The sequence below is a fragment of the Enterobacter cloacae complex sp.6700776 genome (genome assembly GCF_048284255.1).
GTDB lineage: Bacteria > Pseudomonadota > Gammaproteobacteria > Enterobacterales > Enterobacteriaceae > Enterobacter > Enterobacter intestinihominis.
This window is the reverse complement of record NZ_JBLVYK010000018.1, coordinates 22,872-49,222: the sequence shown is the minus strand read 5'-3', so window position 1 is coordinate 49,222 and position 26,351 is coordinate 22,872. Positions and strand designations below refer to the sequence as shown.

Annotated in this window: 29 protein-coding genes; 16 read left to right on the top strand and 13 right to left on the bottom strand. The window is 56.2% G+C overall.

Annotation, left to right across the window (positions count from 1 at the left end; translation table 11 throughout):
- Nucleotides 1-43: 43 nt before the first annotated feature.
- Nucleotides 44-1,411, top strand: coding sequence for an anaerobic C4-dicarboxylate transporter DcuC (gene dcuC / locus ACNQ0T_RS19480; protein WP_017382481.1), 1,368 nt, complete (start codon nt 44-46; stop codon nt 1,409-1,411).
- 94 nt (nt 1,412-1,505) lie between these two features.
- Nucleotides 1,506-2,315, top strand: a complete 810-nt coding sequence (gene rna, locus ACNQ0T_RS19475) for a ribonuclease I (RefSeq protein WP_023305681.1) — start codon at nt 1,506-1,508, stop codon at nt 2,313-2,315.
- Here the strand turns inward: rna and ACNQ0T_RS19470 are convergent.
- Nucleotides 2,309-2,935: a flavin reductase family protein gene (locus ACNQ0T_RS19470; protein WP_063146995.1), complete on the bottom strand. Its 627-nt coding sequence runs from the start codon at nt 2,933-2,935 to the stop codon at nt 2,309-2,311. The genes rna and ACNQ0T_RS19470 overlap by 7 nt on opposite strands.
- Before the next feature lie 262 nt (nt 2,936-3,197).
- On the opposite strand from ACNQ0T_RS19470, the gene rnk reads away from it, so the two are divergent.
- Nucleotides 3,198-3,608 carry a nucleoside diphosphate kinase regulator gene (gene rnk, locus ACNQ0T_RS19465; protein ID WP_022647414.1) on the top strand — a complete coding sequence of 137 codons (411 nt, stop codon included), beginning with the start codon at nt 3,198-3,200 and terminating at the stop codon, nt 3,606-3,608.
- A gap of 139 nt (nt 3,609-3,747) precedes the next feature.
- On the opposite strand, the gene ACNQ0T_RS19460 is transcribed toward rnk, so the two are convergent.
- Nucleotides 3,748-4,986, bottom strand: a complete 1,239-nt coding sequence (locus ACNQ0T_RS19460; protein ID WP_015571156.1) for a zinc-dependent alcohol dehydrogenase — start codon at nt 4,984-4,986, stop codon at nt 3,748-3,750.
- Nucleotides 4,987-5,165: 179 nt separating this feature from the next.
- On the opposite strand from ACNQ0T_RS19460, the gene uspG reads away from it, so the two are divergent.
- Nucleotides 5,166-5,594: a universal stress protein UspG gene (uspG, locus tag ACNQ0T_RS19455; RefSeq protein ID WP_022647413.1), complete on the top strand. Its 429-nt coding sequence runs from the start codon at nt 5,166-5,168 to the stop codon at nt 5,592-5,594.
- 59 nt (nt 5,595-5,653) lie between these two features.
- Here the strand turns inward: uspG and ahpF are convergent, their stop codons facing one another.
- Both ahpF and ahpC read right to left on the bottom strand, forming a co-directional pair.
- Entirely contained in the window at nt 5,654-7,219 is a 1,566-nt protein-coding gene (ahpF, locus tag ACNQ0T_RS19450) for an alkyl hydroperoxide reductase subunit F (protein WP_022650587.1), read from the bottom strand.
- A gap of 188 nt (nt 7,220-7,407) precedes the next feature.
- A complete protein-coding gene (gene ahpC, locus ACNQ0T_RS19445) occupies nt 7,408-7,971 on the bottom strand; it encodes an alkyl hydroperoxide reductase subunit C (protein WP_014882974.1) in 564 nt (187 codons plus the stop codon).
- Between the two features lie 621 nt (nt 7,972-8,592).
- Here ahpC and citR point away from each other — a divergent pair.
- The 3 genes from citR to ACNQ0T_RS19430 all read left to right on the top strand — a co-directional run bounded on the left by citR (nt 8,593) and on the right by ACNQ0T_RS19430 (nt 11,476).
- A complete protein-coding gene (citR, locus tag ACNQ0T_RS19440) occupies nt 8,593-9,513 on the top strand; it encodes a DNA-binding transcriptional repressor CitR (RefSeq protein ID WP_022647411.1) in 921 nt (306 codons plus the stop codon).
- 128 nt (nt 9,514-9,641) lie between these two features.
- Nucleotides 9,642-10,865 (top strand): phosphoadenosine phosphosulfate reductase, encoded by a 1,224-nt coding sequence (locus ACNQ0T_RS19435; protein ID WP_063146997.1) that lies wholly within the window; start codon nt 9,642-9,644, stop codon nt 10,863-10,865.
- Entirely contained in the window at nt 10,850-11,476 is a 627-nt protein-coding gene (locus ACNQ0T_RS19430) for an IbrB-like domain-containing protein (protein ID WP_417930335.1), read from the top strand. The genes ACNQ0T_RS19435 and ACNQ0T_RS19430 overlap by 16 nt, the downstream gene beginning before the upstream one ends.
- Here the strand turns inward: ACNQ0T_RS19430 and ACNQ0T_RS19425 are convergent, their stop codons facing one another.
- On the bottom strand, nt 11,477-12,637 hold the full coding sequence (locus tag ACNQ0T_RS19425; RefSeq protein WP_032676370.1) for a pyridoxal phosphate-dependent aminotransferase: 1,161 nt from the start codon (nt 12,635-12,637) through the stop codon (nt 11,477-11,479). It lies immediately after the preceding gene.
- Between the two features lie 122 nt (nt 12,638-12,759).
- On the opposite strand from ACNQ0T_RS19425, the gene ACNQ0T_RS19420 reads away from it, so the two are divergent.
- Genes ACNQ0T_RS19420 through ACNQ0T_RS19410 form a run of 3 tightly spaced genes read left to right on the top strand, consistent with a single transcriptional unit; the run spans nt 12,760 to nt 14,599 of the window.
- Complete coding sequence (locus ACNQ0T_RS19420) at nt 12,760-13,374, top strand: methylthioribulose 1-phosphate dehydratase (RefSeq protein WP_022647407.1); 615 nt, start codon at nt 12,760-12,762, stop codon at nt 13,372-13,374.
- The gene (mtnC, locus tag ACNQ0T_RS19415; RefSeq protein WP_063147000.1) at nt 13,371-14,060 is read left to right on the top strand and encodes an acireductone synthase; all 690 of its coding nucleotides are present in this window, start codon (nt 13,371-13,373) and stop codon (nt 14,058-14,060) included. The genes ACNQ0T_RS19420 and mtnC overlap by 4 nt, the downstream gene beginning before the upstream one ends.
- Nucleotides 14,057-14,599, top strand: a complete 543-nt coding sequence (locus tag ACNQ0T_RS19410; RefSeq protein ID WP_058645960.1) for a 1,2-dihydroxy-3-keto-5-methylthiopentene dioxygenase — start codon at nt 14,057-14,059, stop codon at nt 14,597-14,599. Before mtnC ends, ACNQ0T_RS19410 begins: the two co-directional genes overlap by 4 nt.
- A gap of 121 nt (nt 14,600-14,720) precedes the next feature.
- On the opposite strand, the gene ACNQ0T_RS19405 is transcribed toward ACNQ0T_RS19410, so the two are convergent.
- The gene (locus tag ACNQ0T_RS19405; RefSeq protein ID WP_023299573.1) at nt 14,721-14,945 is read right to left on the bottom strand and encodes a helix-turn-helix transcriptional regulator; all 225 of its coding nucleotides are present in this window, start codon (nt 14,943-14,945) and stop codon (nt 14,721-14,723) included.
- 106 nt (nt 14,946-15,051) lie between these two features.
- On the opposite strand from ACNQ0T_RS19405, the gene ACNQ0T_RS19400 reads away from it, so the two are divergent.
- Complete coding sequence (locus tag ACNQ0T_RS19400) at nt 15,052-15,324, top strand: helix-turn-helix domain-containing protein (protein WP_417930334.1); 273 nt, start codon at nt 15,052-15,054, stop codon at nt 15,322-15,324.
- 61 nt (nt 15,325-15,385) lie between these two features.
- Here the strand turns inward: ACNQ0T_RS19400 and ACNQ0T_RS19395 are convergent, their stop codons facing one another.
- Nucleotides 15,386-15,856: an SRPBCC family protein gene (locus ACNQ0T_RS19395; RefSeq protein WP_045622238.1), complete on the bottom strand. Its 471-nt coding sequence runs from the start codon at nt 15,854-15,856 to the stop codon at nt 15,386-15,388.
- 43 nt (nt 15,857-15,899) lie between these two features.
- Nucleotides 15,900-16,916 carry an S-methyl-5-thioribose-1-phosphate isomerase gene (gene mtnA, locus ACNQ0T_RS19390; RefSeq protein WP_126292013.1) on the bottom strand — a complete coding sequence of 339 codons (1,017 nt, stop codon included), beginning with the start codon at nt 16,914-16,916 and terminating at the stop codon, nt 15,900-15,902.
- A 102-nt stretch (nt 16,917-17,018) separates the two neighbouring features.
- On the opposite strand from mtnA, the gene mtnK reads away from it, so the two are divergent.
- Nucleotides 17,019-18,218, top strand: coding sequence for an S-methyl-5-thioribose kinase (gene mtnK, locus ACNQ0T_RS19385; RefSeq protein ID WP_417930333.1), 1,200 nt, complete (start codon nt 17,019-17,021; stop codon nt 18,216-18,218).
- An 87-nt stretch (nt 18,219-18,305) separates the two neighbouring features.
- On the opposite strand, the gene ACNQ0T_RS19380 is transcribed toward mtnK, so the two are convergent.
- The 4 genes from ACNQ0T_RS19380 to ACNQ0T_RS19365 form a co-directional block, all read right to left on the bottom strand.
- On the bottom strand, nt 18,306-19,547 hold the full coding sequence (locus ACNQ0T_RS19380) for an LVIVD repeat-containing protein (RefSeq protein ID WP_022647399.1): 1,242 nt from the start codon (nt 19,545-19,547) through the stop codon (nt 18,306-18,308).
- Between the two features lie 92 nt (nt 19,548-19,639).
- The gene (locus ACNQ0T_RS19375; protein ID WP_180243547.1) at nt 19,640-20,704 is read right to left on the bottom strand and encodes a sugar ABC transporter substrate-binding protein; all 1,065 of its coding nucleotides are present in this window, start codon (nt 20,702-20,704) and stop codon (nt 19,640-19,642) included.
- 19 nt (nt 20,705-20,723) lie between these two features.
- On the bottom strand, nt 20,724-21,719 hold the full coding sequence (locus ACNQ0T_RS19370) for an ABC transporter permease (protein WP_022647397.1): 996 nt from the start codon (nt 21,717-21,719) through the stop codon (nt 20,724-20,726).
- Nucleotides 21,716-23,218, bottom strand: a complete 1,503-nt coding sequence (locus ACNQ0T_RS19365) for a sugar ABC transporter ATP-binding protein (protein ID WP_417930332.1) — start codon at nt 23,216-23,218, stop codon at nt 21,716-21,718. Before ACNQ0T_RS19365 ends, ACNQ0T_RS19370 begins: the two co-directional genes overlap by 4 nt.
- 159 nt (nt 23,219-23,377) lie before the next feature.
- On the opposite strand from ACNQ0T_RS19365, the gene ACNQ0T_RS19360 reads away from it, so the two are divergent.
- The 4 genes from ACNQ0T_RS19360 to ACNQ0T_RS19345 all read left to right on the top strand — a co-directional run bounded on the left by ACNQ0T_RS19360 (nt 23,378) and on the right by ACNQ0T_RS19345 (nt 26,132).
- Nucleotides 23,378-24,466, top strand: coding sequence for an oxidoreductase (locus ACNQ0T_RS19360; RefSeq protein WP_417930331.1), 1,089 nt, complete (start codon nt 23,378-23,380; stop codon nt 24,464-24,466).
- Nucleotides 24,467-24,523: 57 nt separating this feature from the next.
- Complete coding sequence (locus ACNQ0T_RS19355) at nt 24,524-25,267, top strand: SDR family NAD(P)-dependent oxidoreductase (protein WP_017382507.1); 744 nt, start codon at nt 24,524-24,526, stop codon at nt 25,265-25,267.
- A 183-nt stretch (nt 25,268-25,450) separates the two neighbouring features.
- Nucleotides 25,451-25,753 carry a type II toxin-antitoxin system RelE family toxin gene (locus ACNQ0T_RS19350; protein ID WP_032624689.1) on the top strand — a complete coding sequence of 101 codons (303 nt, stop codon included), beginning with the start codon at nt 25,451-25,453 and terminating at the stop codon, nt 25,751-25,753.
- Nucleotides 25,728-26,132, top strand: a complete 405-nt coding sequence (locus tag ACNQ0T_RS19345) for a helix-turn-helix domain-containing protein (RefSeq protein WP_038415640.1) — start codon at nt 25,728-25,730, stop codon at nt 26,130-26,132. The genes ACNQ0T_RS19350 and ACNQ0T_RS19345 overlap by 26 nt, the downstream gene beginning before the upstream one ends.
- On the opposite strand, the gene ACNQ0T_RS19340 is transcribed toward ACNQ0T_RS19345, so the two are convergent.
- Nucleotides 26,129-26,326 (bottom strand): YbdD/YjiX family protein, encoded by a 198-nt coding sequence (locus ACNQ0T_RS19340; RefSeq protein WP_006809671.1) that lies wholly within the window; start codon nt 26,324-26,326, stop codon nt 26,129-26,131. The two genes, ACNQ0T_RS19345 and ACNQ0T_RS19340, sit on opposite strands and share 4 nt — an antisense overlap.
- Nucleotides 26,327-26,351 lie beyond the last annotated feature (25 nt).

Sequence of the window (26,351 nt, the reverse complement as noted above, 5' to 3'; positions counted from 1 at the left end):
ATTGATTATTTGTCTCTCGGGCAGCAAGGATACAGGGGAAATCATGCTTACTTTTCTCGAACTCCTCATTGGAGTCGTGGTCATTGTCGGTGTAGCACGCTACATCATTAAAGGTTACTCAGCCACCGGTGTGCTATTTGTCGGCGGCCTGACGCTGCTGATCATTAGCGCGCTAATGGGTCATCAGGTTTTACCCGCCAGCGAAGCCAGCACCGGATATACCGCTACCGATATTGTGGAATATATAAAAATTCTGCTGATGAGCCGCGGCGGCGACCTGGGCATGATGATCATGATGCTCTGCGGATTTGCTGCCTATATGACCCATATCGGCGCGAATGATATGGTGGTGAAGCTGGCTTCTAAGCCGCTGCAATATATTAACTCCCCCTATCTGCTGATGGTCGCGGCTTATTTCCTGGCCTGTCTGATGTCATTAGCCGTTTCCTCAGCAACAGGCCTTGGCGTGCTGTTAATGGCGACGTTATTCCCGGTAATGGTTAACGTCGGGATCAGCCGTGGCGCAGCGGCGGCTATTTGCGCCTCTCCGGCGGCGATTATTCTCTCCCCTACTTCCGGTGACGTGGTGCTGGCCGCGAAAGCCGCGGAAATGTCGCTGATTGACTTCGCCTTCAAAACTACACTGCCAATCTCCATCACCGCTATTCTCGGCATGGGCGTGGCGCATTTCTTCTGGCAACGCTACCTCGATAAGAAAGAGAACGTCAGCCATGAGATGATGGACGTCAGTGAAATCACCACTACCGCCCCGGCGTTTTATTCCATCCTGCCCTTCACGCCGATTATTGGCGTGCTTATTTTTGACGGCAAATGGGGCCCTCAGCTGCACATCATCACTATCCTGGTGATCTGTATGCTGCTGGCGGCCATCCTGGAATTTGTTCGTGGCTTTAATACCCAGAAGGTGTTCACGGGTCTTGAAGTCGCCTTCCGCGGCATGGCGGATGCCTTCGCGGGCGTGGTGATGCTGCTGGTTGCCGCAGGGGTGTTTGCTCAGGGGCTGAGCACAATCGGCTTTATCCAGAGCCTGATCTCTATCGCCACCTCGTTCGGCTCGGCCAGCATTATCCTGATGCTGGTGCTGGTGGTACTGACCATGCTGGCGGCGATGACTACCGGCTCCGGTAACGCGCCGTTCTATGCGTTTGTTGAGATGATCCCTAAGCTGGCACACTCCTCCGGCATCAACCCGGCTTACCTGTCCATTCCGATGCTCCAGGCCTCCAACCTGGGTCGTACCATTTCTCCGGTATCGGGCGTGGTGGTTGCGGTTGCAGGGATGGCAAAAATCTCTCCGTTTGAAGTGGTAAAACGCACGTCAGTGCCGGTGCTGGTTGGCCTGATTATCGTTATTATCGCCACCGAAGTGCTGGTTCCCGGCGCTGCCTAAGCGAAATTCCTGCTTTCCAAAAAGCGCCTGCGGGCGCTTTTTGTGCTTTAATAACCCTCAGAAATTAATCGCGCCCAACCAATCAGGAAAGCAAATGTTCAGGAAGGATATCGTTATCCCGTCTGGCGCAGTAGCGCTTGCACTCTGTGTCTTCTCAATTCAGGCAGATCCGCTTAAGCCAACCCAGTACGGCGATTTCGATCGCTACGTTCTGGCTCTTTCCTGGCAAACGGGATTTTGCCAGAGTATGGTCGAACGTAACCGTGACGAACCGGAAGAGTGTCGCCTGCAAAAAGAGAGCAGCAACAAAACCGATTTTCTGACCGTCCACGGCTTATGGCCAGCGCTGCCGAAATCTATTGCCGCTCGCGGAGTGGATGAACGCCGCTGGATGCGCTTCGGCTGTGCCACTCGTCCGGTTCCGAATATGCCGGAAGCAAAAGCCAGCCGCAAATGTGACGCCGCAGAGACCGGACTATCGCTAACGGGCGCGGCGAAGCTGAACAGCGTGATGCCCGGCGCGGGCGGCAACTCCTGCCTTGAACGTTATGAATACGCGAAACACGGCGTCTGCTTTGGTTTTGATCCCGACGCTTACTTCGGCACCATGGTGCGCATGAACCAGGAAGTGAAAAATAGTGCGGTTGGGAAATTTCTGGCGGAAAACTATGGCAAAACCGTCCGTCGTAGCGACTTTGATGTAGCCGTGGCCAAAAGCTGGGGGAAACAGAACGTAAAAGCGTTCAAGCTTACCTGCCATGGCAATCCGGCTTATCTGACCGAGATGCAGATCTCGCTAAAATCCAGCACCATTAACAACTCGCTCTCAGCCAGCACCTTTGCGCCACAGCCGCATCCAGGCAACTGCGGCAAACAGTTTGTTATCGATAAAGCTGGTTACTGATTGTTCCTGCGCGCATCCGGGCGTACCAGATCGAAGCGATGGCTGTCGCTGATGCCGTAGTAGGCGGACGGTCCACCCGCACGCAGAATGGGCTGCGCTTTCGCGGTCTGGTAAATCCCCTCTTCCAGCAAACTCTCAGCGATATGGACGCCCACCACTTCGCCGAGCACCAGCCAGGTATCAATCGGTGTCCCATCCGCGCCGGTCAACTGAATGCACTGTGACAATCGACACTCGAAATTCACCGGGCTTTCCGCCACGCGCGGCGAGCGCACAAGCTGGCTGGCTACGGGCGTCAGGCCGGCAAAGGTAAATTCATCCTCGCCATGAGGGAGTGTGGCGGAGGTTTCATTCATCGCCTCAGCCAGATCGCGCGTTGCGAGGTTCCAGACAAACTCTTCCGTTTCGGTAATATTCCGCACGCTATCCTTCCAGCCGTTGCTGGAAAAACCAATGATCGGTGGGCGATAGTTAAAGCAGTTAAAGAAGCTGTACGGGGCAAGGTTCAGTTGACCGGCCTTATCACAGGATGAAATCCAGCCAATCGGACGTGGACCGATAATGGCGTTCAGCGGGTCGTGCGGCAGACCGTGCCCCTGAGACGGTTGGTAAAAGTACATATCGCTCTCTCTACGCTGGGGCTGCAACGCGCATTGCCCGGTTTAAGTTTTACCAGCGTAACGAAATTTCCGTTCAGCGTGAATCGGGATGCCGGGTTTATTGCCAAAAATTCATATGGCGCACGAATGTGACCTTCATCACTTCAAACTTAGGGTTTCAGACAGTATCATCAGATAAGTTAAACCCTCGCTGCCAGACGGCGAGGGTTTTCTTTTGGATTGGTTTCTGCGTTACACGCAGCATTAACGACATGGAGTAAAAATGTCCAGACCTACGATTATCATCAATGAACTCGACGCAGAACGTATTGACCGACTGTTGGAGAAACCAGAATTCGCCTCGCTGCCGGTTGCCGATGCGCTGAACGAAGAGCTAGACCGGGCGCAGATGTGTACGCCTGAGACCATGCCGCATGATGTGGTCACCATGAACAGCCAGGTGAAGTTCCGCAACCTGACCACCGGGGAGGAACTCACCCGTACGCTGGTCTATCCGGCGCAGATGACCGACAGCAGCATGCAGCTTTCGGTGCTGGCACCCGTGGGCGCGGCGCTGCTTGGACTGCGCACGGGCGATACTATCCACTGGGAACTCCCGGGCGGCGCCTCAGCCCATCTGGAAGTGCTTGAGCTGCTCTACCAGCCCGAAGCCGCTGGCGATTACCTGCGTTAATCCCTTCTGAACAAGCGACCCCGCTTTGCACAGAGGATGCACCTGCATCCTCTTTCCGCAAATTCACCCGATTGTGTTATATCGGACAAAAACCGCTTAATCCATGTTTACTCTGTCGTAGTGCCGTGGGGACGAAACCTCACACAACGCCGCCGGGGAAGGCATTCACCAGTCCCTTCACTTTCTGCTGCGCAGCCTCCGGGGTGTCTGCGCCAGGCACCAGGATCACCTTGCGGCACTCCTCCTCCCGTTTTTCGAAGATCTTATAGGCGCGCTCCGCATCAGCCAGCGGAAGATAGTGGGTCACAATATCTTCCGGTGTAAGCAACCCTTTTTCGATAAGCGGCAGCAGCTCTCCCAGCCAGGCGTGGACGTGCGTCTGCCCCATCTTAAAGCTCAGCCCTTTATCGAAGGCATCGCCAAACAGGAAGCCATGGATGAAACCGGCGTACACGCCCGGCACGCTGACCACGCCGCCGCGTCGCACCGCAGCAATGCACTGGCGCAGGGCTTTGCCGCTGCTGCCTTCAATTTTCAGGTTACTGAGGATCGTTTCCGTCGTGCTGCCTTTGGCCTCAAACCCGACGGCATCAATCACCGCATCCACCCCGCGCTGCCCGGCCGTTTGCTCAATGATTTTTTCCGCCGCGTCGTTATCGTCATCAAAGTTAATCGGGATCGCGCCGTAGCGCTCCTGGGCAAACCGCAGTCGATAGGGATGATGGTCAACCACAAAAATCTGCTCTGCGCCGAGAAGCCGCGCGCAGGCAATGGTCAGTAACCCCACCGGCCCGGCCCCGAATACGGCGACGCTGGAGCCTTTCTGGATCTGCGCATTTTTCGCCGCCTGCCAGGCGGTAGGCAGAATATCTGACAGGAAAAGCGCTTTGTCGTCTGACAGCAGCTGAGGCACTTTAAACGGCCCCACGTTGCCTTTCGGCACGCGCACATACTCCGCCTGTCCGCCCGGCACGCCGCCGTAAAGATGGCTGTAGCCAAACAGCGCGGCAGGGGCGGGAATTTGCTTTTTGTTCAGCGCCGCGCCCTGCCCGCGGTTCGTGTTTTCGCAGGCCGCGTACTGTTGCATCTGGCAAAAGAAACAGTCACCGCAGGCAATCACAAACGGGATCACCACCCGGTCACCTTTCTGCACGTTCTTCACTTCGCTCCCGCACTCCACCACCTCGCCCATAAATTCATGACCAAAGATATCGCCGTGCTGGACCTTGGGAATTTTTCCGCGATAAAGATGCAAATCAGAACCACAGATCGCCGTCGCCGTTACGCGCAGGATGATATCGTCAGGCTGTTCGATGCCCGGATCGGGGACATTATCGACCCGAACATGATGTGGACCGTGATAGGTGAGAGCTTTCATGCAACCTCCGAAAGGGTGTGGGTAAGCTTATAAAAGGGTAGCTACCTCTCGGGATATGCCCCGGAATCCGGCTGTTTTGAGATTTATCCTAGCGAGATAAAAGTGCTGTCGGGATTACAGAAACCATTTATATTTTGTGGTTGAATGATTGCAGCGTTTATAAACAAGGAGAAACGGGTATGTATCAAACAATCATTATGCCGGTTGATGTTTTCGAAATGGAACTGAGTGATAAAGCTGTACGTCATGCGGAATTTCTCGCGCAGCAGGACGGAGTTATTCATCTTCTGCATGTTTTACCGGGCTCTGCCAGCCTGAGCCTGCATCGTTTCGCTGCTGATGTGCGTCGTTTTGAAGAGCATTTACAGCATGAAGCCGAGACGCGCCTGCAAACCATGGTCGGGCACTTCAGCATCGATCCTTCCCGCATAAAAACCCACGTCCGGTTCGGTAGCGTGCGTGACGCCGTTAATGAACTGGCCGCGGAGCTGAACGCAGACGTGGTGGTGATTGGTTCGCGCAACCCGTCTATTACCACGCACCTGCTGGGGTCGAACGCCTCCAGCGTGATCCGCCACACCCACATTCCGGTGATGGTCGTCAGATAAAAAAAGAGGCCACCTTTTGGTGGCCTCTTGTATTGCAGGTGTCGTCTTGCTTTCTTTTATTATGCAGTTTTGGTGCGGATCAAGTAATCAAACGAGCTCAGCGAGGCTTTCGCCCCTTCGCCAGTGGCGATGATGATCTGCTTGTACGGCACGGTGGTGCAGTCGCCTGCCGCAAATACGCCCTTCACGCTGGTTTCGCATTTCGCATCGATGATGATCTCGCCCATGCGGTTGCGCTCGATTGCGCCTTCCAGCCAGGTGGTGTTTGGCAGCAGGCCAATCTGAACGAAGATCCCCGCCAGCGCTACGCTGTGGATATCGCCACTCACGCGGTCACGGTATTCCAGACCGGTCACTTTGCTGCCGTCGCCTTTCACTTCTGTCGTCTGGGCATTGAGCACAATGTCGACGTTATTCAGGCTACGCACTTTATCCTGCAGCACCTGGTCCGCTTTCATCTCAGGGGCGAACTCCAGCAGGGTAACGTGTTCAACAATTCCCGCCAGATCGATAGCCGCTTCCACACCGGAGTTACCGCCGCCGATCACCGCTACGCGTTTACCTTTGAACAGCGGGCCGTCACAGTGCGGGCAATAGGTCACGCCTTTGGTGCGATACTGATCTTCGCCCGGCACGTTCATGTTGCGCCATTTCGCGCCAGTGGCAATGATCACGCTGCGCGCCTTCAGCACCGCGCCGGACGCCGTTTCAATCTGGTGCAAACCACCCTCGACCGCGGCCGGAACCAGTTTGCTGGCGCTCTGGCTGTCAATGACATCCACGTCGTAGTCGCTGACGTGCGCTTTCAACGCCCCGGCCAGCTTCTGGCCTTCGGTTTTCGGCACGGAAATGTAGTTTTCAATGTCTACGGTATCCAGAACCTGACCACCGAAACGCTCGCCCATCAGACCGGTACGGATCCCCTTACGTGCGGAGTAAACCGCTGCCGCCGCGCCCGCCGGGCCGGAGCCAACAATCAGCACGTCGTACGCATCACGTTGGTTCAACTCTTCCGCCGCACGTTTTTCTGCGCCGGTATCCACTTTGGCGACGATTTCGGTCAGCGTCATACGCCCCTGGCCGAACTCCTGACCATTCAGGTAAACCGCCGGAACGCCCATCACGTTGCGCTCGGTGATTTCGTTCTGGAACGTACCGCCGTCAATCGCCGTGTGCTTAATGCGTGGGTTGAGCACTGACATCAGGTTCAGCGCCTGCACCACGTCTGGGCAGTTGTGGCAGGAGAGCGAGTAATAGGTTTCAAACTCAAAATCACCGTCGATATCGCGGATCTGCTCCAGCAGCGCCTGCGCTTCTTTTGACGGATGACCACCGGTCCACAGCAGCGCCAGCACCAGGGACGTAAATTCGTGCCCCAGCGGAGAACCCGCGAAACGCGGTCCCTGGTCAGACCCTGGGTTGGCGATCAGGAAAGAAGGCTTACGGACTGCCAGCGTGTTGTCTTCTTTGAAGGTCACTTTCGGCGACAGCTCAGCAATCTCTGTCAGCAGCGCTTTGATTTCTGCCGATTTCGCGCTGTCGTCCAGCGTGGCAATCAGCTCAACAGGTTTGGTCAGTTTCTCAAGGTAGGCCTTGAGCTGGGTTTTCATGTTAGTGTCGAGCATTATTCTTCCCTCTCTTAAAACGTCATCATGCAAGCCGCCTTATACGGGCTGCCTGAATGCAACTTGCATCATGGTGCTGGAATGAAATGGGCGCGGGGAGCGCCCATTGATTGCCGGGTGGCACTTCGTTTACCCGGCCTACGATACTGTAGGCCTGTGCAAGCGTAGCGCCGCCAGGCTTTACAGACTTAGATCTTGCCGACCAGGTCCAGAGATGGCGCCAGCGTCGCTTCGCCTTCTTTCCATTTCGCCGGGCACACTTCGCCTGGGTGAGAAGCAACGTACTGAGCCGCCTTCACTTTGCGCAGCAGGTCAGATGCATCACGGCCGATACCTTCAGCGGTAACTTCGATAGCCTGGATAATGCCCTGCGGGTCAACAACGAAGGTCGCACGGTCAGCCAGGCCTTCATCTTCACGCATGTTGTCGAAGTTACGGGTCAGGGCGCCAGTCGGGTCGCCGATCATCGCGTATTTGATTTTCGCGATAGTTTCAGAGCTGCTGTGCCACGCTTTGTGGGTGAAGTGGGTATCGGTAGAAACAGAGTAAACGTCTACGCCCAGCTTTTGCAGTTCTTCGTAGTGGTCTGCAACGTCGCCCAGTTCGGTCGGGCAAACGAAGGTGAAGTCAGCCGGATAGAAGAAGAACACGCTCCAGCGGCCTTCGGTATCTTTCTCAGTAACTTCGATGAACTCACCGTTTTTGAACGCCTGGTTTTTGAAAGGTTTAATTTTGGTGTTAATCAAGGACATCTGTACTTCCTCCGTGTTTTCGTTGAGGTGTAAGGTAACCAACTTTGTTCATCGGGGCTAATGCGTATGCTTTATCAAATCAATCAGCCAAACCTTACAACAGCAACAAGACAGCAAGGTGAACCTTTTACAGGAAAGCCTGAAAGTAAAAAGGCCGCCTCAACGGGCGGCCCTGATACCTGAATTCCCCGCAGGTACATTCAGTGCCAGCCGAAGCTGGCGTTGCGTTGCGCTCTACATACCTTGTATCAAGGCCGTAACAGCGGTTTGATTACAGCACCCCTGCGCGCAATGAGCAATGCATAAGAGGGATAGTCCTGCCTATGGCTGTGATAGGCAGATTCGAACAGGTCATTGAAACATTATAAATTTAATTTCATTATGGGTTTCACGCTATATATAAACGCCATTTGTCATTCAAATAATTCAATCACACTTTAAAGATAAAATTATCTTAATAACTCTTGAAGATATGTTTCAATAATCCAAAGCCGTGATATATTAAGATCACTTAAATTTTAAATTAAGCGAGTTATTCACACGGATTGTAAAGGGTAACTACACTCTGTCGTACTCCATGGTGTGATAACGACAGCAAACTCAACTCACTCAGGACGAAACATGGCAAACCTCTACGACCTAAAAAAATTCGATCTCAATCTGTTAGTTATCTTCGAATGCATTTACCAACATCTCAGTATCAGTAGGGCTGCCGAGACGCTTTATATCACACCATCCGCCGTCAGCCAGTCGCTGCAACGCCTGCGCGGTCAGCTTGATGACCCCCTGTTTATCCGTTCAGGGAAGGGAATTACTCCCACCACGGTAGGTACCAACTTGCATCATCATCTGGAAAAAAATCTCAATCAGCTTGAGCAGACGATCAACATGATGCATCACTCGGACATCAAGAAAAAGTTCGTTATCTATTGCACTCAAATGGTGTCTCCTGGTTCGATGCTGGAACCGTTGAAGCTTTTAATATCTGAGGAAAATTATGAGATAGAACAAAGAGATATGCTTATTTCCTCCGAATCAGCGGAAGATTTGTTGGCCTATCGTAAAGCCGATCTCATCTTCTCTATCGCACCTATCCACAATCGCTCTGTGGTCTGCACCCACTTCACTACGGTGCCGATAGCCTTAATCTGTAGAGCAGACCACCCAAGGCTCGCTGACACAGCCACGGTGGACGCGCTATACCAGGAGAAATTCACTTTTTACCAGAGTGCTCATCCGGGTGTAAAAGAGTTCCAGAGTCGGGCCAATGACGCTTTTCCGGAAAGAAATATTGCTTTTCGCACCGACTCCCTTAGCTCTCTCATCTCTATGGTCAGTTCATCTGATTTGTTAGGCTATATCCCCGTGTCGATCTATGAAACATTTAAAGAATCTTTGAAATTAAAAAGGCTTGAGCCACCGTTTGCGCTGCCTGAATTAAAGATCTATATGCTCTACGGCCGTTCATCACTGAATAGCTCTGTTTTTTCAACATTCATTGAAAAAATGCATAAGCTCTGCGTTTCTCCGCCGTCTGCGTAAAATACATTTGCATGGTGAATATAATTAAAGCGAACCGAAAAAAATGACTCCGTGAAATTAAGGGTAAATAATTCCATAATATCGTTTTGATTTTACCAAGACATTTAACACGCAGGACGCGATTAATCATGTCGAACTATAAAATCCCTTTACAGGAAAATGTTTTAGACGCTTCTGCGGAACGCATACACTGGACGCTTAACAATTTCCCCAGGGTATGCGTTTCCTTTTCCGGTGGAAAAGATTCTACCGTGATGCTGCATCTTGTTGCCCAGAAAGCACGGCAATTAAAGCGAAAAATAGACGTCATCTTTCTGGACTGGGAAGCGCAATTCTCGTCGACCATTCAGCATGTTGACGCTATGAAAACGCTCTATCGGGATGTTATCCACCAGTTCTGGTGGGTAGCGCTTCCGCTCACGACCCAGAACGCCCTGTCACAGTTTCAACCTGAATGGCAGTGCTGGGAACCCGGAACAAACTGGGTTCGCCAGCCACCAGAAGATGCCATTACCGATTATCACTATTTCGATTTTTATCAGCAGGGAATGACGTTTGAAGCCTTCGTGCGCGAGTTTGCCGAATGGTATGCGCAAAGACGTCCTGCCGCAGTCATGGTGGGGATCCGCGCCGATGAATCTTACAACCGCTTTCTGGCTATCGCGTCGGCGCGTAAGCAGCGCTTTTCTGACGATAAACCCTGGACGACCGTCGCCCCGGGTGGGCACGCCTGGTATATCTACCCACTGTACGACTGGAAAACCGCCGACATCTGGACGTGGTTCGCGAAATCAAAATGTTGCTATAACCCGTTATACGACCTGATGTACAAGGCGGGGGTGCCGCCGCGTTATATGCGCATCTGCGAACCGTTTGGTCCGGAACAGCGTCAGGGCTTATGGCTCTATCATGTCATTGAACCCGAACGCTGGGCGGCTATGTGTGAACGCGCCTGCGGCGTGCGAAGTGGAGGTATTTATGCCGGGCACGATAACCATTTTTATGGCCACCGGAAGATCCTGAAACCTGACCATCTCGGCTGGCGCGAATACGCCATGCTGCTACTCGACAGCATGCCGCAAAATACGGCGGAACATTACCGAAATAAAATCGCAATTTATCTCCACTGGTATCAAAAGCGAGGCCTGGAGGATATTCCCGATACGCAGGAGGGTGACATTGGCGCAAAAGATATCCCTTCCTGGCGACGCATTTGCAAGGTTTTACTCAACAATGACTACTGGTGCCGGGCTCTCTCATTTAGTCCAAACAAACCTAAACACTATCAACGCTACAGCGAAAGAGTGAAAGCCAAACGCAAGGAATGGGGGATTTTATGCAGCAGCAAATAATCAGAGAAATGCAGACGTACCTGCAGGCCCTTTCTGAAGAAGAGAAAATCGGCGCTATTAATGCCTTTCGCCAGGCATTACACGAAATCAGCCCTTTTCATAATCAACCCGTCGACTGCGTATTGTGGATAAAACAGACTGACATCACCGCCAATGACTACAACCCAAATAATGTCGCTCCGGCGGAGAAGCGGTTGCTCAGCAAATCACTGGAGCTGGATGGATTCACACAACCTATCGTTGTGACGGAAAATGCGCCTGAGAGCTATGAAATTGTCGATGGATTCCATCGCCATGAGCTTGGCAGTCATCGGGCTATTCTGAAGCGTCAACTTAAAGGTTACCTCCCTGTTACCTGCCTGCGTAAAGCACGCCAGGAAAAGTTCGATCGCATGGCTACAACCATTCGTCACAACCGCGCGCGTGGACGCCACCAGATCAATGCCATGTCAGAAATCGTGCGAGAACTGGTGCTTATGGGCTGGAGTGAGCAGAAAATTGGCCTGGAGTTGGGTATGGACAGCGATGAAGTGCTGCGACTGAAGCAAATCAACGGTCTGCTGGAACTCTTCGCGGACCGTCGTTTTTCAGAAGCCTGGACGGTTGAATAGTCAGAGCGAATTTAAGCGCGCAGCCGCTGCCAGCAGCGTCGACTCCTGCTTCGCAAAGCAAAGACGAATCAGTTTATGCGGGAAGGGATCGGCGCAGAACACCGACAGCGGAATGGCCGCCACGCCCACCTCTTTCGTCAGCCACTGGCAAAAACTGACATCATCCAGATCGGAAATCGCGCTGTAGTCCGCCAGCAGGAAGTAGGTGCCTTCGCATGGCAGGATCTCCAGCCGACTCTCGCTCAAGGCAGTCACAAACCGATCCCGCCGCGCACGGTAAAAAGCTGGCAGGTCCCGGTAATGTTCAGGTTCAGCGCGCAGCATATCCGCCAGCGCCAGCTGGGCGGGTGTGTTTACGGCAAACGTCAAATACTGGTGCACTTTACGCAGCTCAGCGCTGATGGCGGCGGGCGCCACGCAGTACCCTACCTTCCAGCCGGTCATATGGTAGGTTTTCCCAAATGATGATACCGCGATTGCGCGCTCGCGAAGCTGCGGATGCGCCAGCACGCTGGCATGACCCTCTTCGGCAAAGCAGATGTGCTCATACACCTCGTCGCTCAGAACATAGATTTCACGTTCGGCGATGGCCTGCCACAGGGCGGCAAAATCGCTTTTCTGCCACACCGTCGCCGATGGGTTGTGTGGCGTATTCAGGATCACCAGCCGGGTTTTATCGCTCAGCAGCGCGGCAAACGCCTGCCAGTCCGGACGAAAATGCGGCGGCTGGAGCGCCACGCGTTTCACCACGCCACCGGCCAGTTCAATCGCCGGGGCGTAGCTATCGTAGCTCGGGTCAAAACAAATCACCTCATCGCCCGTACGCACCAGGGCGGTTATCGCCGCATACAGCGCTTCGGTCGCCCCTGCGGTTACCGTGATATCGCTGTTCGCGTCAGGCTTATGGCCGTATAACTCCGCCGTTTTATCCGCAATGGCTTCACGCAACGCCTGCACGCCGGTCATCGGCGCATACTGGTTGGCTCCCTGCGCAACGTGGTACGCCAGACGCTCCTGCAAATATTTCGGCCCGTCAAAATCCGGGAAACCTTGTGAGAGGTTAATGGCGTTGTGCTGCTGCGCCAGGGCGCTCATCTGCGTAAAAATCGTCGTGCCGAGATTCGGAAGTTTACTCTGCGGGATCAACGGGTTATTGCTCATTGTAGTATGCCTGCCTGTAATACTTATGTTGCTGACACTATAACACGATGTTAGTCTCTGGCAATCAAGACGCTTAGACGTCTAAATGATATAAATATTCCTGACCGAGAGGGTAAAAGGAAATGACAGACAACCTGCAACTCACACACCTGGTCGAGGCCTGCCGCTGGATTGGCGCTAAAGGCTGGGCGCCCGCTACCGGCGGCAATATGTCCGTGCGTCAGGATGAACATCTGTGCTGGCTGAGCGAATCCGGAAAAGACAAAGGCAGCCTGACCACCGCCGATTTTCTACAGGTTGAAATCGCCACCAACCGTGCGCCTTCTGGCCGTAAACCGTCGGCAGAGACCGGGCTGCATACCCTCATCTATCGCCTGTTCCCGGAGGCTAACGCCGTCCTGCACGTTCACACCGTCAATGCCACGGTGCTGTCGCGGCTGGTCAACGAGACCGAGCTGAAGATCTCCGGCTTCGAGATGCAAAAATCCCTTACCGGGCAGACCACGCATCGGGATACGGTGGCCATCCCGGTGTTTGATAATGACCAGGACATCGACGCCCTCGCCTCTCGCATCGCCCATTACGCGCAGGAACGCCCGCTTAATTATGGTTTTCTTCTGCGCGGTCATGGCTTAACCTGCTGGGGACGCGACGTGGCCGAAGCCCGCCGTCATCTGGAAGGTTTAGAATTCTTATTTGAATGCGAAATGCGTTTACGACAATGGGAGAGAGTATGATTCGCGCGATTGTGACGGATATTGAAGGGACCACCAGCGATATCCGTTTTGTCCATGATGTTTTGTTCCCCTACGCGCGTGAGCGGCTGGCGGCCTTTGTGACCGCGCAGCAGTACGCCGAGCCGGTCAAATCGATTCTGGACAACCTGCGCGATGAAATCAGCACTCCGCATGCCAGCGTCAGCGTTCTCATCAACGTGCTGTTTACCTTTATGGATGAAGACCGCAAATCGACGGCGCTCAAAGCCCTGCAAGGCATCATCTGGCAGGACGGTTACATCAACGGTGACTTTACCGGCCATCTCTACCCTGATGTACTGCCCGCGCTGGAAAAATGGAAGGCACAAGGGATTGATCTCTATGTTTATTCCTCTGGCTCCGTCGCCGCGCAGAAACTGTTATTTGGCTACAGCGACGAAGGTGATATTACTCATCTGTTCAGCGGCTATTTTGATACCCGCATCGGTGCCAAGCGTGAGGTGCAGTCTTATCAAAATATTGCGGCGCAAACGGGCATCGCCCCGTCGCAGATCCTGTTCCTGTCAGATATTCATCAGGAGCTGGACGCGGCTGAACAGGCGGGTTTTCGCACCCTGCAACTGATACGCGGTGAAGATGACGGCGCAAGCCATCACCATCAGATCCATCAGTTTGACGAGATTAATCCGGAGCAGATCCCTTCATGAGCGCATTGACCATTTATTCCGATAAAGACGCCAGTCATCACCTGTGGCACAGCACCGACGCCGCCGAGATTGCCCAACAGCTGAACGCTAAGGGCGTGCGCTTTGAGCGCTGGGCGGCAGACCGTGATTTAGGGCAGGATCCTGCGCCCGAAGCCGTGATCGAAGCGTATCAGCATGCAATCGACAAGCTGGTGGCAGAGAAAGGTTACCAGAGCTGGGATGTGATCAGCCTGCGCGCCGACAATCCGCAGAAAGAGGCGCTGCGTGCGAAGTTTCTCAACGAGCACACCCACGGCGAAGACGAAGTGCGCTTTTTCGTGGAAGGGGCGGGACTATTCTGCCTGCACATCGGCGATGAGGTGTATCAGGTGCTGTGCGAGAAAAACGACCTGATTTCCGTACCCGCAGGCACGCCGCACTGGTTTGACATGGGTTCAGAGCCGAACTTTACCGCCATTCGTATTTTCGACAATCCGGAAGGCTGGGTTGCCCAGTTTACGGGCGATGCAATCGCGGATGCGTATCCACGCCTGGCCTGATCTTTTCTCCCTACCCCGCAAAGTAATGCGAGCACCGTGCTATCCCCTCGCCCCTCTGGGGAGAGGGTTAGGGTGAGGGGAACATACGGCTCAGGTGGTCAGTTCCATACTCAGGCATTAATTAAATACTGGCGATAATCCTCTGCACATCTGCGCCAACCAGCCTCGCCAGATGCACAAACTCCACCACGTCCAACCTACGCTCACCGTTTTCCACTTTAGCAATAAACGATTGTGGTTTTCCCAGTGCCTCCGCAAGCTGCGCCTGAGTCATCCCCTTCTCTTTACGCGCTTTCTTCAACGCATTGATAACACGCTGGTATTCATCCGAGTAAACTGAAGCCATTGTTCCGATTCCATACAAATATCCTGAAATCGAATATCCTCCCGTTGCCTTCTTATCCCAAAATAGGATAATTGAGCACGTAACGAACACATGTAAGGAGGACACAATGCAACATCAGAACTGGCACCCGGCCGATATTATCGCTGCACTAAAGAAACATGGAACAAGCCTGGCTGCGTTGTCCAGAAAGGCTGGCCTTTCCTCATCCACACTGGCAAATGCGCTTACCCGATCATGGCCCAAAGGTGAACTGCTTACCGCTCAGGCGCCAGACATTCCACCCGATGTGATATGGCCGGAAAGATACTTTGATGAAAAGGGAGAGCGAGTATTTCGTCAGATGAGGAATACCAAAAAGAGAAATCTGTCTTCAATATAATCAATGAATTCTCCCCCCTCACCCCAGCCCTCTCCCTCAAGGGAGAGGGGGTCCAAGGGCACTACCGTTTCAGCCCTTTCACATACCCCACCAGCTGATCCAACACCACGCCCCACCCTTCGTGGAAGCCCATCTGTTCATGCTGCTCGCGGATCTCCTTCGTTGGGTGACGCGCAATTGCCGTGTAGCGGGTCTTGCCCTCCCCCACATCTTCCAGCAGCAGGATCGCTGTCATAAACGGCTTTTCAGCCGGCTTCCAGCCCTCAGTATAGCCATCGGTAAAGACCAGCTTGTTCCCCGGATCGATTTCAAGAAATACGCCCCGGTTATCCATCCGCTGCCCGTCCACCTCAAACACGGTATTGAACCGCCCACCCACGCGCAGATCGAGGTCGCATTCAGTCACCTTATGGGGAGCAGGAATGAAGAAGTTTTTGATGTGCTCCGGTGTGGTCCAGCAGAGCCACAGCAGGTCGCGCGGTGCATCCACCACGCGTTCCAGTTTTAAGTCTGTTTCAGGATCGAGCGTCACGATAACGTCCTCTAAAGGGAACCCCTTACAAGGATAGTCCCACTCAGGCGAATTTCCCTTTCGCTACCTCTTCAGGGGTGACCACGCCCGTATCCAGCACCCAGCCGCTAATCAGCGAGGCGGGGGTAACGTCAAACGCCGGGTTATAGACCTGCGCCTCTTGCGGCGCCCACTGCACCGCGCCAAAGCTTCCCGCCACGCCCGTCACTTCGCTGGCCGCGCGCTGCTCAATCGGGATCGCGTCACCGTTCGGGCAGTCCCGGTCGAGGGTCGTTTGCGGGGCGGCGACGTAGAACGGAATACCGTGGAACTTCGCCAGCACCGCCAGGGAATAGGTGCCGATTTTGTTCGCCACGTCGCCGTTGGCGGCAATGCGGTCTGCCCCCACCCACACGGCATCCACCTGCCCTTTTGCCATCAGGCTGGCGGCCATGGAGTCAGTAATCAGCTGATACGGCACGCCCAGCTCGCCCAGCTCCCATGCGGTCAGCCTGCCGCCCTGCAACAGCGGACGGGTTTCATCCACCCAGACGTTGCTGACGTTGCCTGCCTGATGCGCGCGGGCAATCACCCCTAGCGCCGTCCCGACGCCCGCCGTTGCCAGCCCGCCGGTATTGCAGTGGGTCAGCAGGCGGCTGCCGGGCTTCACCAGCGCGCTACCCGCTTTCGCAATCGCGTCGCAAAGCCGTTTGTCTTCATTAATCAGGCGCAGCGCTTCAGCCACCAGCGCCGGAACGAACGCTTCCTGCCACAGCGCAATCTTCATGCGGTCGAGATTGTTCATCAGGTTCACCGCCGTCGGGCGGGAGGCACGCAGGGTCTCCAGCGCCGCCGCCAGCTCGTCGCGGCTTTTACCGCTTTCCGCTAACAGCGCCAGCAGCAGGCTTGCAGAGAGACCAATTAACGGCGCGCCACGCACCCGCAGAGCGTGGATATGCCCAACCAGCGCCTCCACCGTCGAGGCATCCAGCCAGCGTTTCTCCTGCGGAAGCGCCTGCTGGTCGAGAATAAAGAGCTGATTATTCGCCACCCGCAGGCTGGTCGTCTGTAATGTCTGCATGTCGTTAATTCCCTGTTGCGTTGTTGTAGCACATTGTGTCAGGATGAAATCCAGATGTATAGACGTCTACATGTCTTAATTAGCAAAACTGAGGAGCAGGCCATGTCGCAATACCGTACCTTTACCGCTCAGGACGCCGTGGAGTATGCCAGGCAGTTTGGCGGACTTGACGATCCGTCATCGCTGGTGGAGGCGCAGGAAATCGGCGACGGTAACCTCAACCTGGTCTTTAAAGTTTTCGACCGCGCGGGCGTGAGCCGCATCGTCGTTAAGCAGGCGCTGCCCTATGTGCGCTGCGTCGGCGAGTCCTGGCCGCTGACGCTGGATCGCGCTCGCCTGGAGGCGCAAACCCTGGTCGAGCATTACAAGCACAGCCCTGAGCACACGGTGAAAATCCACCACTTTGACCCGAAACTGGCGGTGATGGTGATGGAAGATCTCTCCAGCCATCGCATCTGGCGCGGCGAGCTGATTAACAACATTTACTACCCGCAGGCGGCGCGGCAGCTGGGTGAATATCTGGCTCACACCCTGTTCCACACCAGCGATTTTTATCTGCATCCGCACGAGAAAAAAGCGCAGGTGGCAAAATTCATCAACCCGGAGATGTGCGAGATCACCGAAGATCTGTTCTTCAACGATCCGTACCAGATCCACGCGCGCAACAGCTACCCGGCCGATCTGGAGAACGATGTTGCCGCCCTGCGCGACGACGCCCAGCTTAAAATCGCTGTGGCCTCCCTGAAGCACCGCTTCTTTTCGCATGCCGAAGCCCTGCTGCACGGGGACATTCACAGCGGCTCAATTTTTGTGGCCGACGGCAGCCTGAAAGCCATCGACGCCGAGTTCGGCTACTTTGGCCCGATTGGCTTTGACGTTGGCACTGCCATCGGCAACCTGCTGCTGAACTTCTGCGGCCTGCCGGGGCATCTGGGCATTCGCGATGCCGCCGCCGCGCGCGAGCAGCGCCTGACCGATATTCAGGAACTGTGGAACACCTTCGCGGAGCGCTTCCAGGCGCTGGCGAATGAGAACACGCGCGACGCCGCGCTCAGCGCGCCGGGCTATGCCTCTGCGTTCCTGAAAAAGGTCTGGCACGACGCCATCGGATTCTGCGGCACCGAGCTGATTCGCCGCAGCGTCGGGCTTTCCCATGTGGCGGATATCGACACTATTCAGGATGAAGCGATGCGTCACGAATGCCTGCGCCACGCGATATCCCTCGGCAAGGCGCTGATTGTGATTGCCGACCGCATCGACAGCGCGGAAGAGCTGGTCGCGCGGGTGCGGCAGTACAGTTGAGAACGTTTGCCCGGTGGCGCTGCGCTTACCGGGCCTACGGGTGCAAAATGTAGGCCGGGTAAGGCGAAGCCGCCACCCGGCAAAAACTCACCCCAGATACTCAATCACTGACATCCCACCGTTATAATCCGTGCTGTAAATAATCCCCTGCGCATCCACAAACACGTCGCACGACTGGATCACCTGCGGGCGATTGGGCCGCGTATCCATCATCTTTTCCGGCGCCGCGGGCACCAGCGCCCCCGTTTCTACCGGGCGATACGGATTGGAAATGTCATACGCGCGCACGCCCGCGTTCTGGTACGTCGCGAAGATCAGCGTTGAGCTGACAAAGCTCCCCGGCCGGTTCTCGTGCAGGTTGTGCGGGCCGAAATGCGCCCCTTTCGCCACGTAGTCGGTTTCATCCGGCTGCGGGAAGGTAGAAATGCTCACCGGGTTCGACGGCTCGCGGATATCAAACAGCCAGATCAGCTTCTCGCCGTCCTGCTGGTTATCCAGCACCGCCTCGTCCAGCACCACCAGCAGGTCGCGATCCGGCAGCGGAAGCGCGGTGTGCGTCCCGCCGCCAAACGGCGGGCTCCAGTTACGGTGGCTAATGAGCTTAGGCCGGGTGCGGTCCTTCACGTCCAGCAGCGTCAGGCCACCGTCGCGCCAGCTGCCGTACGCGGTATCGCCTGCAATAATCGCATGGTGCAGGGCGTAGCGTTTGCCTTCCGGCCAGTTCGGCTGTTCGCCTTCGGCCTGATTCATCCCCGGCAGCCACCAGCGTCCCGCCACTTCAGGCTTGCGCGGGTCCGCCAGATCGATGGTCAGAAAGATGTAGTCGGTAAAGCCGTCTATCAGCGCTGAGACATACGCCCAGCGGCCACCGACGTACCAGATGCGGTGAATGCCGATGCCGCTCAGCGATAAAAAGCCTATCTCGCGTGGCCTGTCCGGTGTGGAGATATCAAAGACGCGAAGCCCGGCGCTCCAGCCTTTATCCTGCACATCGCTGACGGTCTCCCCCACCTGGCGGGTGTAGTAGACCTTCTCGTCGGCAAAACGCGCATCGGCAAACAGATCCCGGGCGTTGATCACCAGCAGCAGGTCGTCATGCGCCTGGAGATGCACATTCCAGGTACCCGGCGGCGCAGGCACGTATCCTGCGGCTTTTGGTTTTTTCGGGTCGCGCACATCCACTATCGAAAAGCCCTGCGACACCATATGGCCGATATAGGCGAAACCGCGGTGCACCATCAGCTGCACGCCGTCCGGGCGACCGCCCTGATCGCTATGGCCAATCAGCCGCATATTGCGGCTGTATTCGGGAGGGGGTAATTGAGACACCTTATGCTCCTTACGCCCGGTGGCGCTGCGCTTACCGGGCCTACGGGTGCGAAATGTAGGCCGGGTAAGGCGCAGCCGCCACCCGGCTTGGTTTACTTGTTTTTAGCGGCAAGGGTCGCAAACCACGGCGCAACAAAATCTTCCGTCTGGCCCCAGCCCGGAATGATTTTCCCCAGAGACGCCACGTTCACCGCGCCCGGCTGGGCGGTCAGCAGCGCCTGCGGAATGGCCGCCGCCTTGAAATCGTAAGTGGCAGGCGTCGCTTCTCCGGCAATCTTATTGGCAATCAGGCGTACGTTGGTCGCGCCAATCAGCTTCGGATCCACCGCCACGCTCACTGCCCAAGGGCTACCCGGCTCGCGCATCAGCTGTAAATCCTGGTTGGAGATGTCGATGCTGTAGAGTTTGATCTCGGTTCGGCCGTTCTCTTTCAGCGCCTTATACGCGCCCTGGCTGAAGGCATCCCAGGTACCCCAGATGGCATCGATTTTACCTTTCGGGTATTTCGCGAGGATCGCGCCCACCTTGTTGGCAGTGTCGCCCTGGACGTCAGAAGAGACCGCGCCGATGGACTCCAGCTCTTTAATCTCCGGATACTGTTTTTGCAGTTCTTTGTAGGCCGCCTGACGGCGCTCCATCGGCGGGAAGCCCGCGACCCATAGCTTGACGATATTGGCCTTGCCGTTGAAATCTTTCGCCAGCTGGCCGAAAGAGAGGTTGGTCAGGGAGGCATCGTCCTGCTGGGTAACGGTTACGCCCGGGATCTCGCCGTTCACAGCGGTATCAAACACCGAAACTTTGATCCCGGCATCCACCGCCTTCTTCACCAGCGCGGTGGAGTACGGATCGCGCCCCTGAGAGAGAATAATCCCGTCGTATTTCTGGCTGATGGCCTGGTTAACGAAATCCTGGAATTTGGCGTCGTCCCCGTTACTTAAAAAGGTGCTGACCTTAAAGCCGAGCTTTTTCCCTTCCTGAATCGCCCCGGCAACAAACTGCGTGGTGTTGTCGTCCGAGCCCAGGTTGCGGATCACCGCGATGCGGATCGGGCCGTCATGGCTGGCAATGGCGGTCGGAACCGGCGCGGGGGTAGCCGCCAGGCCCGGCAGAGAAGTGAGTAACCCAAGAGCTACCAAAGAGAGCGCAATCTTTTTCATTTATTATCCCGTTGTGTTGTCAGCGTTTTTGTATGTAGGTAATCGCCAGCGCTACCGCGAGCACCAGCCCTTTTATAATGTCCATGGCGTAATACGGCACGGAGAGCATCACCAGCCCGTTCGACAGCACGCCGAGGATCACCGCCCCCACCAGCGTACCCAGCGCGTTCGGCTTGCCGGATCCGGCCAGCGAGAAGCCGATCCACGCCGCCGCCACCGCGTCCATCAGGTAGCCGCCGCCCGCATTCACCTGCGATGAACCAATACGCGAGGCCAGCAGAATGCCGCCCAGCCCCGCCAGCAGGGAGGCAATCACGTAGGCTGCCACTTTGTAGCGGGTGGTGCGAATGCCGGAGAGGCGCGCGGCTTCCGGGTTGCCGCCAATGGCGTACATCCGGCGTCCATGGGTGGTCAGCGACAGGCCCAGCTGTGCCAGAATCGTCACCACCAGCATGACGATCACAATGGTCGGCACCTGCCCCAGCAGGCCAAACGCCGCCGGAATGGTCCCTTCCGCCATGTCGCCGCTCGGCAGTACCATGTTCTCGGTAATCGACCCGCCGTAGCTGTAGGTCATCGCCACACCCTGAATGACAAACAGGCTGGCAAGGGTCGCGAGCATGTCCGGAATGCGCAGGATGACGATCAGAAAGGCGTTAAACAGGCCGACCAGCGTACAGAGCGCGAGGGTCAGCAGAATCGACTCGGTGGTGCCAAAGCCGTGCCAGACGAAAAGCGAAATCACCAGCGCGTTCGCCAGCGACGCGGTAGATCCCACGGAGAGATCGAACCCGCCGACGGTCAGCGAAATAGAGACGCCAACGGCAATCACCGTCACGATGGCAATCGAGCGCAGAATGTTGATGATGTTGTTCGGGTCGAGGAAGCTGTCCGACGCCAGGCCAAACACCGCCACCAGCGCGACGACGGTCAGCAGCATGCCCCACTTATAAAGAAAATCGAAAATCTGCTGACGGCCAGACGCCGCCGTGGTCACTGAAAGGGCCTTGCTCACGACGCCGTTCCTCCGGTTGAATAATAAAGTAGTGTTTCTTCCCGGGCCTCTGCCCCGGCGATTTCCGCCACGATGCGACCGTCCCACAGCACGCAGATGCGGTCGCACAGACCGACCAGCTCGGCAAATTCACCTGAGGCGTAAATCACCCCTTTGCCCTCGCGCGCCAGGCCGTCGATCAGCTGAAACAGATCGGTTTTGGCCTTCACGTCCACGCCTTTGGTCGGCTCGTCGAATATCAGCACGCTGGCGTCATTGCGCAGCCATTTCCCGATGGCGACCTTCTGCTGGTTACCGCCGGAAAGCCGACGCAGCACCTGCCCCGGCCCGCGCGTGCGCACGCCGACGCGGGCAATCACCTCTTCCGCCCAGCGCCACGCCTGACGATGACCAAACAGGCTCCAGCGCGAGAAACTGTTATCGGCGCACACGGCAAGGTTCATGCTCACCGGCTCGTCGATAAAAATGCCCTCTTTGCGCCGCTCCTCCGGCACCAGCGCCAGACCGCGTAGCACCGAGTCTGCCGGATCGCGCGGTTTCCAGGCCTGATGGTTCAGCTCGCCGCGCGCCACGCGGCTTTTGCTGGCGCCAAACAGCGCCTTGCAGAGTTCCGTTTTCCCCGCCCCCGCCAGCCCGGCAATGCCGAGGATTTCACCTTTGCGCAGATGCAGGGAGATATCTTTCAGCAGCGCGTCGTCGTGCAGGCCTTCCACCCGCAGCAGCATCTCTTCACCGTGCGGCGGTCGCGGGGGCGGATAGATATCGCTCAGCTCGTGGCCGAGCATCTTCTCGACGATCTCCTCTCCGCTCAGATTCGCCATCGGGCCGGACTCAATCAGCCTGCCGTCGCGCAGCACCGTCAGGGTGTCGCAGATGGCCTTCAGCTCGTGAATGCGGTGAGAAATAAACACCACGCCAATGCCCTGCTGTTGCAGACGTCTTACTACCGCAAACAGACGCTCGCTTTCGTGCGCGTCCAGCGGCGCGGTGGGCTCATCGAGAATGAGAAAACGGCAGTGGTGCGAGAGCGCCCGCGCCAGCAAAATCTGCTGCTTTTCAGCCAGCGTGCAGCTGTCGATGGAACGGCGAACGTCCAGCGAAACATCCAGCTGCGCCAGCGCCTGCCGCGCCTGCTGACGAATCGCGCGCCAGCTGTAGCGGTGTCCCGGCTGCGCCAGCTGGTCGAGCATAATGTTCTCCGCAATGCTCAGCCCGGGGATCAGCGCCACGTCCACCTCCTGCTGCACAAGGTGGATACCCAGCCGTTTGGCGTCCAGCGGCTCGCGGATGCTTACCGGCTGGTTGTTAATGCAGATTTCGCCTTCATAACGATCGTGCGTCCCACACAGCACCGCCATCAACGTCGATTTTCCCGCGCCGTTGGCGCCGGTCAGCGCATGCACCGACCCGCCATTCAGGGTGAAATCCACGCGCGACAGGGCCTGAAAGCCGGAAAAGGCCAGGCTGATACCGCGCATCTCAAGGCGACTGGAAACCATCCGCGTAAATCCTTCATTACTCTTCTGATTTAGCGAATTTTTCACAGCTCCGGTTGACTGACAACGACGGAAAAGGCATAAGATAAAGCGAAATATTATTAGCCATCCGGATGTCCAGACATAACATCGGGTTAGCGCTTGCTAAAAAAGGACAACTTCATGAGCAACACCGATATCCGCGTCGTGCCCGGCCCGGCGAACTACTTCTCTCATCCGGGAAGCCTTGCGCACCTGGATGATTTCTTTACTCCGGAACAGCTTTCCCGCGCGGTGTGGATCTACGGCGAGCGGGCTATCGAGGGCGCACGCCCTTATCTGCCGGAGAGTTTTAACGCGACGGGGGCAAAACATCTGCTGTTTAAGGGCCATTGCAGCGAGCGTGACGTCACTCATCTGGTGAACGCGTCGGGTGGTGAAGCCAGCGTGGTGATTGGCGTGGGCGGCGGTGCGGTAATGGATACCGTCAAGGCCGTGGCACGTCGTCTGGGCGTGCCGTTCGTGGGCATTCCCACCATCGCCGCCACCTGCGCGGCGTGGACCCCGCTCTCCGTGTGGTACAACGATGCCGGTCAGGCGCTACAGTTTGAGATTTTTGACGACGCCAACTTTCTGGTGCTGGTGGAGCCGCAGATCATCCTTAACGCCCCGGCGGAATACCTGCTGGCGGGCATCGGCGATACGCTGGCGAAGTGGTACGAAGCGGCGGTACTCGCCCCTGAACCGGAAAACCTGCCGCTGACCGTGCGTCTTGGCCTGAACGGTGCGCTGGCGATCCGCGACGTGCTGCTGGAGCGCAGCGAAGAGGCGCTGGCCGACCAGCAGCGCGGCGACCAGACGCAGGCGTTTCGGGACGTGGTGGACGCCGTTATCGCCGGTGGCGGTATGGTCGGCGGTCTGGGCGAACGCTATACACGCGTGGCGGCGGCACATGCGGTGCACAACGGCTTAACCGTGCTGCCGCAGACGGAAAAATACCTCCACGGCACCAAGGTGGCCTACGGCATTCTGGTGCAGAGCGCCCTGCTCGGTCAGGAGGACGTGCTGACGCAGCTGGTGGCGGCATACCAGCGTTTTAACCTGCCGACCACGCTTCGCGCGCTGGAGGTCGATATCCATAACCGCGACGAGCTGGACAAGGTCATTGCTCACACCCTGCGCCCGGTGGAGTCGATTCACTTTTTACCGATTACGTTAAGCCCTGACGTTCTGCGCGCCGCGTTTGAGAAGGTGGAATCCTTCAGCCGTTAATCGCGCCGACGGGCTATACCTAATGATGATTCTCTCCACTCTTACAACGAGGTCATCATGCAGATCGATTTAACAGGTAAAAAGGCGCTGGTCACCGGCGCCAGTCGTGGGCTGGGTCGGGCGATTGCGCTGTCGCTGGCACGCGCCGGTGCCGATGTGGTTATCACCTACGAAAAATCCGTCGATAAAGCCCAGCAGGTCGTCGATGAAATCAACGCGCTGGGGCGACACGGCGAGGCGATTCAGGCCGACAGCGCCAGCGCGCAGGCGATTCAGGATGCGGTCACGCAGGCGGCGCGCTCCCTCGGCGGGCTGGATATTCTGGTCAATAACGCCGGGATTGCACGCGGCGGCCCGCTGGAGTCCATGACCCTGGCGGACATCGACGCTCTGATCAACGTCAATATCCGCGGCGTGGTGATCGCCATTCAGGAAGCGCTGGTGCATATGTCTGACGGCGGACGCATCATCAACATCGGCAGCTGTCTGGCGAACCGCGTGGCGCAGCCGGGGATCGCCGTCTACTCGATGACCAAATCGGCCCTAAACTCCCTTACCCGGGGTCTGGCCCGCGATTTAGGCCCGCGCGGCATTACCGTCAACCTGGTTCATCCCGGCCCGACCAACAGCGATATGAACCCGGAGGACGGTGAACAGGCTGACTCACAGCGTCAGCTTATTGCCCTGGGCCATTACGGCCAGCCGGAGGATATCGCAGCGGCGGTCACCTTCCTCGCCAGCCCGGCTGCGGGGCAAATTTCCGGCACCGGTCTGGATGTGGACGGCGGTCTGAACGCCTGATCGCAAATTTACTGTATGCCTCTGTCGCCCGGCAGAGGCCTGTTCGAGTCGCCTCGACGATTCGCGTTTTGCCGCTTTCTCGCGGTTTTTCTCCGCTCTACAGTACCCCATAAGAAATTCGGAATTTATCTAATAGTCTTATTATTTCCTTATGTTTTGTGTGGGCGTACAGTGGAGGTACGGATGAAGATTGTCTGGTCAAAGACCGCTGAGAAGCAATTTTCTAAAATCGATACGCGATATCAGAACCGCATTAAATTCAGGCTGGAGAAGATGGATGATAAAACATCACCTGTCGCGGATATCAAGAAATTATCTTCTCCCGAAAACCACTACAGGTTGCGATTAGGTGATTACAGGGTCATTTACACCTTCGGGGATCCGCCGGGTGATATCTGCTACGTAGTGGCGGTAAAACGCCGGACAACCACCACCTACCTTCATGAGGAGCATACGGAATATGACTGTTCAGTTCATCAAGGATGAAGAAGGAAAAAAACAGTATGTTGTCATTCCCTACGATGAATATTTTCGCATGCGTTTAGCCATGCTTGAGTATGATGACGATGATGAAAACGACTGGGAAGACATCCCTTACGAATCAGATATCTACGATAACGTAGGTTTACCGGGTGAAGTGTGCGACATCATGCATAGCGAGAACGTCAGCCTGCAGGCCGCGTGGCGTATCCTGCGCGGGCTATCCCAGCAGGAGGTGGCGGAAAAACTCGGCATCAGCCAGTCCGCCGTATCACAGCTGGAAGCGCTGGACTCCCGTCCGCAAAAGCGCACCCGCGAAAAGCTGGCGGCAATTTACGGCTGTAAACAGGAGCAGATCAGCCTCTATTTACCAAAAGAGGGTTAACAGCACTTCGCCCCGCCCTTGCCACCGTAGCGGGCGTCCTGGCGGTCGCGGAAAAATTCTTCGTAGGTCATTGGCGTCTGATCCGGGTGGTTGACGCGCATATGCTCGACGTAGTTGTCGTAATCCGGCACGCCAATCATCATTTTAGCGGCCTGGCCCAGGTATTTACCTGCTTTGGAAAGGGTGTCGAACATAATCAGTTTCTCGTTTGTTTCCCTC